This is a genomic window from Desulfovibrio sp., from assembly GCF_019424165.1.
Classification (GTDB): Bacteria; Desulfobacterota; Desulfovibrionia; order Desulfovibrionales; family Desulfovibrionaceae; genus Desulfovibrio.
Genome location: NZ_JAHZAA010000007.1, coordinates 1 through 12,211 on the forward strand (window position 1 = coordinate 1; position 12,211 = coordinate 12,211).

The 12,211-nt window shown below is 57.3% G+C and carries 9 protein-coding genes; 6 read left to right on the forward strand and 3 right to left on the reverse strand.

Annotated elements, in window-relative coordinates; translation table 11 throughout:
* Window positions 1-322: hypothetical protein (locus QZ377_RS04370; RefSeq protein WP_291439867.1), on the reverse strand; the 322-nt coding region annotated here is incomplete at its 3' end.
* 190 nt (window positions 323-512) lie between these two features.
* On the opposite strand from QZ377_RS04370, the gene QZ377_RS04375 reads away from it, so the two are divergent.
* Together QZ377_RS04375 and mgtA are read left to right on the forward strand one after the other, a co-directional pair.
* The gene (locus tag QZ377_RS04375; RefSeq protein WP_291439868.1) at window positions 513-680 is read left to right on the forward strand and encodes a hypothetical protein; all 168 of its coding nucleotides are present in this window, start codon (window positions 513-515) and stop codon (window positions 678-680) included.
* A gap of 259 nt (window positions 681-939) precedes the next feature.
* A complete protein-coding gene (mgtA, locus tag QZ377_RS04380; RefSeq protein ID WP_291439869.1) occupies window positions 940-3,630 on the forward strand; it encodes a magnesium-translocating P-type ATPase in 2,691 nt (896 codons plus the stop codon).
* A 289-nt stretch (window positions 3,631-3,919) separates the two neighbouring features.
* On the opposite strand, the gene QZ377_RS04385 is transcribed toward mgtA, so the two are convergent.
* Window positions 3,920-4,267 carry a DVU0772 family protein gene (locus QZ377_RS04385; RefSeq protein ID WP_291439870.1) on the reverse strand — a complete coding sequence of 116 codons (348 nt, stop codon included), beginning with the start codon at window positions 4,265-4,267 and terminating at the stop codon, window positions 3,920-3,922.
* Window positions 4,268-4,552: 285 nt separating this feature from the next.
* Here QZ377_RS04385 and mdlC point away from each other — a divergent pair, with 285 nt between their 5' ends.
* Window positions 4,553-6,187: a benzoylformate decarboxylase gene (mdlC, locus tag QZ377_RS04390; protein ID WP_291439871.1), complete on the forward strand. Its 1,635-nt coding sequence runs from the start codon at window positions 4,553-4,555 to the stop codon at window positions 6,185-6,187.
* A gap of 62 nt (window positions 6,188-6,249) precedes the next feature.
* Window positions 6,250-7,194, forward strand: coding sequence for an AEC family transporter (locus QZ377_RS04395; protein WP_291439873.1), 945 nt, complete (start codon window positions 6,250-6,252; stop codon window positions 7,192-7,194).
* A gap of 188 nt (window positions 7,195-7,382) precedes the next feature.
* Here QZ377_RS04395 and QZ377_RS04400 read toward each other — a convergent pair whose 3' ends face one another.
* Window positions 7,383-10,130: a hypothetical protein gene (locus QZ377_RS04400; protein WP_291439875.1), complete on the reverse strand. Its 2,748-nt coding sequence runs from the start codon at window positions 10,128-10,130 to the stop codon at window positions 7,383-7,385.
* A gap of 86 nt (window positions 10,131-10,216) precedes the next feature.
* Here QZ377_RS04400 and QZ377_RS04405 point away from each other — a divergent pair, with 86 nt between their 5' ends.
* Together QZ377_RS04405 and QZ377_RS04410 are read left to right on the forward strand one after the other, a co-directional pair.
* On the forward strand, window positions 10,217-10,582 hold the full coding sequence (locus QZ377_RS04405) for a molybdenum cofactor biosynthesis protein MoaE (protein WP_291439877.1): 366 nt from the start codon (window positions 10,217-10,219) through the stop codon (window positions 10,580-10,582).
* Between the two features lie 390 nt (window positions 10,583-10,972).
* Window positions 10,973-12,211, forward strand: a 1,239-nt coding sequence (locus tag QZ377_RS04410; RefSeq protein ID WP_365854160.1) for a DEAD/DEAH box helicase, incomplete at its 3' end; no start/stop codon positions are given.

The following is a 12,211-nucleotide window of genomic DNA, read 5'->3' on the forward strand; positions in this document are numbered from 1 at the left end:
AGTACATTTCTGAGTATTGACGCGCGAGCCGCGCAGACAGGCGTTTAAAGCTCCGGCCCTGACAAAAGTTCATGCCACGCATGAAATCGTGCTTAGTGCCATCATTCAAGATCCGGAAGGCCTGGGCGGTCAGGTTGTTTTTGAAAACCTGCGGGGTCTCACGCCCGAGATCCGCCAGTTGCTCGGCAAATAGCCGATTCCCGAATGTCCGCCCGCCGGGCGCAGCAACAGCCTCCCGCGTGCTGTCAGGCAGGAGGCTGTTGCTGCGCCCGGCGCCCGAGAGCCAACGGCGGCGCCAGCTTGACTCCCGCCGCGAAAGCACTTAGTAGTCAGCACCAACAGTCACCGCTAACCGAAAAAAAGGACCGTGATGGACAGCGTGCCGAGTAGTACGGAATACCCCAGTAGTCACTGGGCAAACACGATAACCAGGTTGCCTGGGGCAACAGGTCTCGGTCTGTAACGGATCCTTCCCGCTCGCCGTCACCTGTTCCGGGTATCGGAGGCGAGCCATGAAACTCTCTCTCTTTTTCTGCGTCATGCTGGGCGTCATTTTTTTCGCCGGCAGCTTTATACTTACACTGACCGTATCCTCCAGAAATCTGGGCCTCTTTACCACAGAATCCGTGGCGTCTCGCGTTACGTCCGCCAAAATCCGCCATATGGAATCCGGGCGCTGACAGACCGGATTTTATATCTCCATATACACATACACGCGCCCAGCGCATAGCCGTGCTGTTTTTCAGGCAGCCGCAAATAAAGGAGTTTTCCGATTATGGACCATCCTCCTAGTCGACCCGCAGCGTCTTTTTCAACAAACCTCGCAGCGGGTATGGTACTTCCAACTTTCTTACCTCTGCGCCCGCATACTGCGGCATAGCCTGACTGTATACCGCGGGCATGCCGCGCCGTCTGCCGGGAGCAGGAGGAGACATGCCCATGTTTTTCACTTTTTTTAACAAAAATCAGTCTGTACGGCCTCACAAGGGCCAGTGGGCCGCCCGGTCCACAGAACAGAACATTGACGCGCTCTTCACAAAATTCGGCAGCGGGCAATACGGCCTGACTGAAAGCGACGCCCACAGCCGCCTGGAGGCCGAAGGCCGCAACGAGGTTGCCCGTGAGCGCGTCCCCAATCCTCTGGTGCAGTTGCTCCGGGCGTTCAACAATCCGTTCATTTACGTTCTGCTCATCATAAGCGCCGTCAGCTTTTACAGCGACTACTGGCTTCCTCTCCAGACCGGGGAAGAAACCGACGGCACGGGCGTAACCATTATTGTGAGCATGGTGCTGATCAGCGGCATCATGCGCTTCTGGCAGGAATTCCGCTCCAATAAGGCCGCCCAGGCCCTCCAGGCCATGGTGCACACCACCGCCACAGTTACCCGCCGCAACGCGCAGGATGAGCCTGAAACCAGAGAAATCCCGCTGGACGAACTGGTCAGGGGCGATGTGGTGCGCCTCTCTGCCGGTGATATGGTTCCCGCCGACATACGCCTGCTTGATTCCCGCGATCTTTTCGTAAGCCAGGCTGTGCTGACCGGCGAATCCCTGCCTGTGGAAAAATACGACACCCTGTCTGCCGTGGCGGAAAAATGCGCGGATGCCGAAGGCGCGTCCGGCCAGGCGCTTGATTCGCGCAACATGTGTTTTATGGGGACCAACGTGGTCAGCGGCACGGCCACGGCCCTTGTGGTTGCCACCGGCGCGCGTACCTACTTTGGCTCCCTGGCGAAAAACATTGTGGGCAGCCGCGCCCAGACAGCCTTTGATAAAGGAGTAAACAGCGTAAGCTGGCTGCTCATCCGTTTCATGCTTCTTATGGTTCCCGTTGTTTTTCTTATCAACGGCTTTACCAAGGGAGACTGGAGCGATGCCTTCATGTTCGCCCTGGCCGTCGCCGTGGGCCTGACCCCCGAAATGCTGCCGATGATCGTCAGCGCCAACCTTGCCAAGGGTGCTGTGGCCATGTCGCGCCACCAGGTTGTGGTAAAACGGCTGAATTCCATTCAGAACTTCGGGGCAATGGACATCCTGTGTACCGACAAGACCGGCACACTTACCCAGGACAGGATCATCCTTGAGCGGCACGTCAACCCGCTGGGCTTTATGGACGACTCTGTGCTGGAGCTTGCGTGGCTCAACAGTTTTCACCAGAGCGGCATGAAAAACCTTATGGACAGGGCCATTGTCCACTATGGCGACACGGCGGAAAACGGCCTGCCCAACCATCTGCACAAGGTGGACGAACTCCCCTTCGACTTTGTGCGCCGCCGCCTTTCGGTGATTGTGGCAGAGTCCGACACAGAGCACCTGCTGGTATGCAAGGGCGCTGTTGAAGAAATGCTCTCCATAGCCTCCCATGTGTACGTGCAGGGCAAGGTTGTGGAAATGGACGAACAATGGCGCGAAAGGCTCATGGACCTGACGCGTTCGTACAACCGCGACGGCTTCCGGGTGCTGGCCCTCGGCACAAAGGTTTTCAGGGGCAGCGAAGTTCGCGAACAGTACACCACGGCGGCAGAGGGCAATCTTATCATCAGGGGCTTTCTTACCTTTCTTGATCCGCCCAAAGACAGTGCAGGCCCGGCCATTGCCGCACTGCGCGAGCATGGCGTGACAGTCAAGGTGCTTACGGGTGACACGCCTGTCATCACTGCCAAAATCTGCCATGACGTGGGTCTGGAGCCGGGAACCGTCCTGACCGAAAACGATGTGGACGCCATGAACGATGCCGAGCTGCTGACGGCCTGCGACAAACATGACGTGTTCGCCAAGCTCACGCCCATGCAGAAATCGCGCATCATCAAGACGCTACAGCAAGGCGGGCATACCGTGGGCTTTCTTGGCGACGGCATCAACGATGCCCCCGGCCTGCGTGACGCTGATGTGGGCATTTCCGTGGATACGGCCGCTGATATCGCCAAGGAGTCCGCAGATATCATCCTGCTGGAAAAAAGCCTTATGGTTCTTGAGCAAGGGGTGATCAAAGGCAGAGAAACCTTTGGCAACATCATGAAATATCTTAATATGACCGCAAGCTCCAACTTCGGCAACGTATTTTCGGTATTGGTAGCCAGCGCCTTTATTCCCTTTTTGCCCATGCTGCCCGTGCAGTTGCTGCTTCAGAACCTAATGTACGACTTTTCGCAGCTTTCCCTGCCGTGGGACACGGTAGACAAAGAATTTCTGCAAAAGCCGCGCAAGTGGGATGCAAAAAATATCGGCCGTTTCATGGTCTGGATCGGTCCCACTTCTTCGATCTTTGACATTACCACCTACGCGCTCATGTGGTTCGTCTTCGGAGCCGCCAGCGTTGAGATGCAGTCTCTCTTCCAGTCCGGCTGGTTTGTTGAGGGGCTTCTTTCCCAGACGCTGGTGGTGCATATGCTCCGTACCAGAAAAATCCCCTTTGTGCAGAGCACCGCGGCCCTGCCCGTCCTGCTGCTGACAGGGGTGGTTATGGCGCTCGGCATCTATATTCCCTTTTCGCCGCTGGGCGGACTGGTCGGCCTGCAACCGCTGCCCTGGAGTTACTTCCCCTGGCTGGTTGCCACCCTGCTTTGCTACTGCTGCGTGGCCCAGGGCATGAAGATAGTCTACATGCGCCGGTTTGGCCGCTGGTACTAGCCGTGCTGCCTGCCCGGGATTCCTGGCAAACAGCGGGCTGACAGGGTATTTTTACTGTGAACAGCCCAGATTGAGCCAGCCGGTCAACGCCTTTTCCTTGACGGCTTTGACCGGCTGGCCGCTTCTTTCTGACATTTATATATAGGCACAGCCGCTGGGTGAGGCTGAAAAACAGCTTTTCTCCAGACAAAAAACGCGTAAGGGACCCAGTGTGGTCCCTTACGCGTTTTCACCCTGTATGGCGAAAAGTATCTGACTTGTTCAGGCCGGTTGTGCGCCGTTGCCCTGGCTATTCCTGCTCAAGCTCATGCTTGAGCCAGGACCTGACCGCCGGAGTAGGAGCGCTGATACCGCGCCATTCTCCGTGTTCCTTGTGAAAATCATCCATCAGATTCTTGGGCAGAGGCAGACTTATGAGATCATCGGCCCTTTCTGAATTGCGTCGTACCAGGCGGACCATGGGCGGGCTTTGCCAACTGTCCACCACAAAGTAGTGGGCCACATCATCCTTGGAACGAACCGGAGGATACTCCGAATGCCAGTCATTATTACCCCATTCAAGATACATTGTGACGGCGTGCTCGGGGGTCAGGTTCCAGTCTATATCATAAAGAGCGAAGTCCTTTAGTTGCGACATGGTGTCCTCCTCATTGGCTTTATTTAACAATAATCATTCTTGACAGCGCTGGCAAGAGGTTCTTGCCCAAAAAATCTATCCTGCCGTCACAATTTTAAAAGTGACCGGAGGCACAAACCAGGCTGTGAGGGCAACAAGCAACAGTAAAAAAATAAAAACCGACACGCAGAGCCATTAATTCGGTTTTCTTATAAAAGATTCCCAAAACTAGGATTGCCTACTAATAGCACCCATGCTATTCCTCACTGCAACACTAACCAGATGCGGAATTCCGTGGAGGAAATCATGGCAAAAACCATCCGTCAGGCCACATTCGAACTTTTACGCCAACTGGGCATTACCACCATATTTGGCAATCCCGGCTCAACTGAAGAAACATTTTTGAAAGATTTTCCCAAAGATTTCAGATATATTCAGACGCTTCAAGAAGCTTCAGCCGTGGGTGCCGCCGATGGCTACGCCCAGGCAACGCGCAAACCGGCACTGGTAAACGTGCACACTTCAGCCGGTCTGTGTAATGCCATGAGCAATATTCTTACCGCCAGCATGAACAAGACGCCGCTTATCATTACGGCCGGCAACCAGACACGCGAAATGCTCCTTATGGAACCGTGGCTCACCAACGTGGAGCCTGCCGAACTGCCCAAGCCCTGGGTCAAGTGGAGCTACGAACCTGTACGCGCCGAAGATGTGCCTGCCGCCTTCATGCGGGCCTATGCCATGGCCATGCAGCCCCCGACCGGACCTGTTTTTCTCTCCATTCCGCTTGATGACTGGGACAAACCCGCCCAGGGCGATCCCGTGGCACGCAGCCTTGCAGGCCGCGTTGGACCGGACCCCAAACGCCTTGCCGAATTTGCCGACCTGCTCTCCAAGGCCAAAAACCCCGCACTCATTTACGGCGCGGCCATTGCCAGGGGCGACGGCTGGAAGCAGGCCGTGGCCCTGGCTGAAAAGCTCAATGCCAAAGTATGGGCTGCCCCCGCTTCGGAGCGCCCGCCCTTCCCCGAAACCCATCCGCTGTACGCCGGCGGCCTGCCTTTTGCCATTGGCCCGCTAGCCAAAAAGCTTGAAGGCCATGATGTGGCTATTGTGATCGGCGCCCCCGTGTTCCGGTACTATCCGTATGTTGAGGGCCAGTACATTCCTGACGGACTGCGCCTGCTTCATATTTCCGATGACCCCGCGGAAACGGGCCGCGCCCCGGTGGGCGACAGCATGCTGTGCGATGCGGTGCTGGCTCTGGAAGCGCTGGAAACGCTGGTGCAGGCGCGCTCTGCCACATGCGATGTGTGCAGGCAGCCCCATTGCATGGCTCCTCACGCGGCCGCTCCTGCGGCGGCTCCCGCAGCGGCTTCCGGCACGGTGATGACCGCCCTGGAACTTTTCAGGACGCTGCGTGAATGCACGCCCGCTGAAACAGTGCTGGTAGAAGAATCCCCCTCCAACCTCGGCGAACTGCACACGGCATGGCCTGTGGAACGTCCGGACTCTTTCTACACTTTTGCCAGCGGCAGCCTGGGCTGGAACCTGCCCGCCAGCGTGGGCATCGCCCTTGCTGAACGCGATAGCGGGCGCAACCGCCCGGTGGTCGCCATTATCGGCGACGGATCCATGCAGTATTCTGTTCAGGGTCTGTGGACAGCGGCACAGCAGGGCCTGCCCATCCTTTTTGTCATACCGAAAAACGGCGAATACGCCATTTTGAAGTCCTTTGCCGTTCTGGAAGAAACCCCCGGCGTTCCGGGTCTTGACCTGCCGGGCCTTGATACGGTCGCCATTGCCAAGGGCTACGGCTGCGAAGCCATACGCGTTGAAACCGTCGATGAAGTCCGCAAGGTTTGCGCCGAAGCCTTCAAACGCTCCGGCCCCACCCTTATAGAAGTGCCCATCGTACCCACCATTCCGCCCCTGCTTTAGGCCAGAACCAAACACCATCCCCGGGTCCAGGCGGACCCGGGGATGGCTAAAAGGAACCGCCCATGCTCGAAACAATAATCATGGCCCTGCTGCCCATTGTCGTGACTCTGCTGCTGGGCCTTCTGGCCGGATGGCGGCACGAGTTCAGCCAGGACCAGGCCTCTGTGCTCAACCGCATGGTCATGCTTTACGCCCTGCCCATGCTCCTTTTTGCAGGGATTCTCGGCACGCCGCTTGAAGAAGTGCTCAAAAACGCGCAGGTCTTTCTGTGGATAGCCATCGGCATGGCCGGGGGCTTTGTGCTTGTTTTTCTGATTTCACGTTTTGTCTTCCGGTCTGATGTAAAGCTCGCAGCCCTGCGCGGTCTGGCTATCGCCGGGCCTGCCGTGCCTTTTGTGGGCACTCCGGTTCTGGGCATGCTTTTCCCCGTGGAGGCCGACCTCGCCATCGCCGCGGGCAGTATCCTCATGAATCTTGTCCAGGTGCCGCTGGCCCTCGTCTTTCTTGTAGGCGGCGGCGACGGTGGCTCTTCCGGGCAGAAAAAAAGCCCGGCGGCCATCGTGTTCGGCAGTATCGCCAATGCGATCAAGCAGCCTGTGGTGTGGGCACCGGTACTGGCCTTTGTACTGCTGCTGGCCGGACTGGACATGCCCAAGGTGCTTAAAGGCTCATTTCTGCTGCTGGGGCAGGCCACGGGCGGCGTAGCCCTGTTTGCCGTGGGCGCGGTGCTTTTTGCCCAGAAGGTGAGCGTGTCCCTGCCGGTAATCATCAACGTTATCTGCAAAAACATCCTGCTGCCCGGCCTTATCCTTCTGGTCATGATATGGCTGGCGGTTCCCGGCGCGGAGCGCGGCCTGGTGGCTGTAACCCTGGCTATTCCCACTGCCTCCATTGCCGTTATTTTTGCCGTGGAGTACAAGTCCGGCGAACAGGAAATGGCCTCTACCCTGTTCTGGAGTACCATACTCTCCGTAATAACAATGGGCGGATTTATCTGGCTGACCTAGATGTAGAGCGGTTCCAGCTTTCAGGCACGGCCTGCCGCCGCGCCGTCTGTTGAGGCTGTTTTTGAAGTCGGACAAAACGAAAACGCGCTGAAAGCGTATATAAAAAACCGCCCCGCAGTTTTGCGGGGCGGTTTTTTATATACGCAGAACGCCAGGGCCGTGCTGGCCGGACAAACAGAGAGTTCCGGTCAGACGCCTGTTTTTTCTTTCAGCTTGCTCTGCGCCCGCTTGGCAGCCAGAACCTCACGCTCACGCCGGGCTTTTTCTTCTTCTGCGCGCCGCTGCTTGCGGATACGCTCAAGGCGCGTCTGCTGGGCCTGCTCACGCTGCTTGCGCGCCTGTTCAAGCAGCTTTTCTCGCTTGCGGTCAAAGACCAGCGTGGTGCGCAGCGCAGCCAGCCCGAAAGAGATGACCGTAACAATAAGAATAAGCACCTTCTGGATGGACCATTGGTCTTCACCCAGAATTTCGCGCAGCCAGCCCAGACGCAGGCTGTCGCCCCAGAAAACCACAACAGGAACGCCGATAAAACACAGCAGCAGCCCCACAATCTCGATCCACATGAACGTCTTGCCCATGGTCAGGCCAAACAGGGTTCCGTCGCGCACCATGCGTAAAAACTGCAAGCGTTTGCGTAGATTGCGCAACAGCTCTGCCAGGCGCGGGGTATCGGCCTGCACCCGCTTGAAGGCTTCTGCATCGCGAAAGTTGCATGAAAAGGCGCGGTTGATGATGCCCGCGCTTTCATTAAAGTCGCGGCTGAACTCACGCAGGGCGGAAGGAAAGGGAAACCACGAAGCTTCGTCCCGTATTTCCTGAAGAATATCGAGATAATATTTGTAGCGATTGCGCAGTTCTTCCACTTCGCGGTTGATGCACTCCTCAAGCTCTTTTTCCAGAGCCGGACGCGTTTCAACAACCTTGAGAAAAGCTATGTAGCTGCTGATACTGGCGAGCTTTTCCAACTGTCGGATTTTGCCGCCAAGCAACAACTGTACCGGATGCTCCGCCGAAAACCAGTCGTGCAGCCGCGCATCCAGGGCATTGATGGCCGGCCCCTCGGACTCGGCCTTTTTTTTCGCTTCTGCCCAAAGATCATACAGCGATGAAAGAATAAGCAGCCGCCCCCGCTCCAGAGCCGGGTCCATCAAAATATGGTTGAAGTAGGAAGGGTCGTCACGGATAAGCTTTGTCAGCGGGTCCAGCACGGCTTCTGCAAAGCCCATTTTCACCTTGCAGACCATTTCACGGTACTGGGCCTCGCGCCACTGGGTTACGCGCCATACCTGGCCGTATTGCTCGATGGCAGCGCCGAAATGCCCCTGTTCTTCCTCAAGTCTGGCCTGTAAAAATTCGTTCCAGGCCTGAAGCATGGGCGAAGGCGTGAGCACGGCCGCCTCGCCAAAGCTGGCAGCGGCGCGGACAAAGTCCTGCCGCTCAACCTGGCAGAAGCCCTGCGCCATACGCAGGCGCGGATCCCGCTGATGACGGCTGATATTCTGGGCAATCTTTTTTTCCAGATCTGCCAGGTCTTCAGGGGCAGCAACAGATAGCTTATCCAGCATTTCCCATGCCGGGCTGTCGTCGCGGGGCGGCAGCCCTTCTCCCGGTTCGGGTTCGCGCATGCGGTACAGCCAGTTACGCGGCACATTGCGCAACTGGCAGGCGCTGTTCAGGTCCAGCACACCCTGCAGCACAAGAGCGGCATCGCCGCCGTCGCGCAGCAGCGCGGCATAGCCCGCAACGCCTTCTTCGTTGAGCACCTGTTCTATACGGCGGAACCCTTCGTTGACCGCTTCCAGATCCAGCACGGCGATCCTGTCCCAGAGGTCAGCCGCAGCAGGCGGGCAAGACCGCGTTGGGCACTGGGCCGCCGTATGGCTGTGGATGCCGCAATAAAAGCAGCCCGGTTCCGTCGAATCCCCGGCTGTCAGCCGGGCGGGCATGAGCAGGGGGATGGAGCGCTCGCTGAGGCTGTTTTCGTTCAGGAGGACATTGCACCAGTCGTCCATACTGACCTGCTCGCCCGTATACCGCAGGTCCCGAACCGTAAAACCCTCGCCCAGCAGGTAGGCATTGCGATACCTCAGGTACGGGAAGTCCGGCATGAGGTTGTCCCATTGCAGGCCGATCTTCTTGGGCAGGTCACTGTTGAAATTGAGGTTGTTACGGTCGGCTATCACGCAGACACAGGGCCAGTACACGCCGCCTTCGCCGTTTTCCTTGTCAAAACTGTGCAGGTAATCGCGCAAAAAGGTGCGCAGCATGAGCAGGTTATCCATAGCCAGCATGACAAAAGTGCCGCTGACGATGGACTTTATCTTGAGCCGCTGTAAAAGTGTTTCCACTTTTTTGAACATGGCGGTCCAGCCGCTCTGAAATGCCTTGTCCAGCGGGCTGCCCAAAGGATGCAGAATGGCAAACCATGAGTGGGTGGAGGCATAGGGCATGCGCACATCCACGAGCATATTGGCCCAGTCCACAGAGCTCATGCCCTGACGGCCGGCGCGGCGCTCAAAGGAAATGCCGGGCAGGCTTTTTTTGCCTTCGCGACTTTTGGGGTGCACCCATACCTCAAGGCTGTCGCGCACCAGCATTTCCTGCGCCTGAAGGCTTGCGTCAAGCAGCAGGCAGGCATCCCGCTTGCGGTCAAATTGCAGGCGCCCTGGAAAAAGTTCAATACTTACTGGCAGTTCATTAAAGTTTCCCCATACCGTCAGCCGGGCCAGCGCCAAAAAAACATCGTCTGTAAAGAAGAACCACAGGGCCTGTTCCTCTTCTTCGCCCACCAGCATGCCGCCGTAATTGAGCAGAGTCTGCCCTACCGCCGGGGGCAGTTTGCCGTGCCAGCAGACCCAGAGCACATGCCCCATGGTGCTCATGCGCACGTCTTTGCCCTCGGGAAGACGAGACAGTAACTGTGATAGCTGGGCCATTAACAAAGTCCTTTATGGCGGTACAGGCATGATATATACTGCCGGAAAAATTACGGCTGCGCGCGGCTCAAACACAGGCGGTGCCTATGGATATTAACAAAACTCTTCAGGAACTCAAATCCCGTCCCGGGTTCGCCGACCATGTGGGTATGATGCTTGTCCACAACGGGGTAGTACGCGGCTGGTCCCGCAACGACCACAGCACCGTCGCCTCTGTGCACATCACCCCGGACAGGGAAAAAATGGCAGCCATCGTCCACGAAATGGAACAGCGCCCCGGCATTTTCGCCATTGTGGCCGATGCCGAAGAAGGCCTGCTCAAGCCCGGCGACGACGTGCTTTTTCTTGTGGTGGCCGGAGACATCCGCGAAAACGTCAAGGCAACTTTTGCCGAACTGCTGGACAGAATCAAGGCCGAAGCCGTCATCAAACAGGAAAACTTCGAGGCCTGATCCTGACACGCCGGGAAAGGCCGCACCGCCACATACTATTTTATCGGCCGTACCTGTAAAAAAATAAGTCCGTTATTTGCCTTTTTGCGCTTTCTTGCGGACTGATGCGAGCGCAAACCCCTTTTTGCGCCAAAACATCGGTAAAGCGCGCCCGGCATACGTTCGGGCAGAAAGAGGCCTTTCGGACGCCCAGCCCTGGTACGCAGCGGAATACTTTTCATTTTTTTCAGTTGATGCCGCGTTGCCAACCTGGCGTTTATGTCTTATTTTAAAGGGATGCCGCCAGCCCCAGGCTGCCCGGAACGATGTTTTCAGAGCAGCCCCAGTGCGCCGCGTTGTCGCGCTGGCCGGGCAAAGGCGGTTTGCCCCGCGCCCAACAGAGGAGACTTCATGTTCGGCTTTCTTTTCAAAAAAATATTCGGCAGCAAGAACGACCGGTATCTGCGCCGTCTGCGCTCCCAGGTACAGAGCATCAATGCTTTTGAGCCTCAAATGCAGGAACTGGCGGACGAAGACTTTGCCGCCCGCATCCTCCAGTACAAAAAGGCCGTGCAAGAAGACGGGCAGAGCCTTGATGCCTTGCTGCCCGAAGTTTTCGCCCTGGTGCGCGAAGCCTCCCGGCGCGTGCTCGGCATGCGCCACTACGATGTGCAGCTTATAGGCGGCATGGTGCTGCACAAGGGCAAGATCGCCGAAATGAAAACAGGCGAAGGCAAAACCCTTGTCGCCACACTGCCCGTGGTGCTCAACGCCCTGTCGGGCAAGGGCGTGCATGTGGTTACGGTCAACGACTATCTGGCCAAGCGTGACGCGGCCTGGATGGGTCAGCTTTACGGCTTTTTGGGCCTGAGCACCGGCGTCATCGTTCACGGCCTGGACGATGACGAGCGCAAGCAGCAGTACGAGTCTGACATCACCTACGGCACCAATAACGAATTCGGTTTTGACTACCTGCGCGACAACATGAAGTTTTATGGACACCAACTGGTACAGCGCGGGCACAACTACGCCATCGTTGACGAAGTGGACTCCATTCTTATTGACGAAGCCCGTACGCCCCTCATCATTTCCGGCGCGTCCGACGAATCGGTGGGCATGTACCGCACCGTGGACGAAGTGGTGTGCAAGCTGCGGCCCGAACACTATACCGTAGACGAAAAAGCCCGCACCGCCATGCTCACCGATGAGGGCGTGGCCTACTGCGAAGAGATGCTCAAGCTGGACAACCTGTTTGATCCCGCCAACATCACCGCGCAGCACCATGTGCTGCAATCGCTCAAAGCCCATCAGGTGTTCAAGCGCGATGTGGACTACATTGTGCAGGAAGACCAGGTGGTCATTGTTGACGAATTTACCGGCCGCCTCATGGCGGGCCGCCGCTATTCCGACGGACTGCACCAGGCGCTGGAGGCCAAGGAAGGCGTCACCGTCGCCGCCGAAAACCAGACGCTCGCCTCCATCACCTTCCAGAACTATTTTCGCCTGTACGACAAGCTTTCGGGCATGACGGGTACCGCCGACACAGAAGCCGTGGAGTTCCACCAGATATACAATCTGGAAGTTATCTCCATTCCGCCCAACCGGCCCATGCAGCGCAAGGACTATCCCGACCTCATCTATCGCAGTCGC

Bases quoted from the DNA above. Each gene is read 5' to 3' on its own strand.
- mdlC (WP_291439871.1), top strand. From the start codon at position 4,553: ATGGCAAAAACCATCCGTCAGGCCACATTCGAACTTTTACGCCAACTG.
- QZ377_RS04385 (WP_291439870.1), bottom strand. From the start codon at position 4,267: ATGTCGCAACTAAAGGACTTCGCTCTTTATGATATAGACTGGAACCTG.
- QZ377_RS04375 (WP_291439868.1), top strand. From the start codon at position 513: ATGAAACTCTCTCTCTTTTTCTGCGTCATGCTGGGCGTCATTTTTTTC.
- QZ377_RS04395 (WP_291439873.1), top strand. From the start codon at position 6,250: ATGCTCGAAACAATAATCATGGCCCTGCTGCCCATTGTCGTGACTCTG.
- mgtA (WP_291439869.1), top strand. From the start codon at position 940: ATGTTTTTCACTTTTTTTAACAAAAATCAGTCTGTACGGCCTCACAAG.
- QZ377_RS04400 (WP_291439875.1), bottom strand. From the start codon at position 10,130: ATGGCCCAGCTATCACAGTTACTGTCTCGTCTTCCCGAGGGCAAAGAC.
- QZ377_RS04405 (WP_291439877.1), top strand. From the start codon at position 10,217: ATGGATATTAACAAAACTCTTCAGGAACTCAAATCCCGTCCCGGGTTC.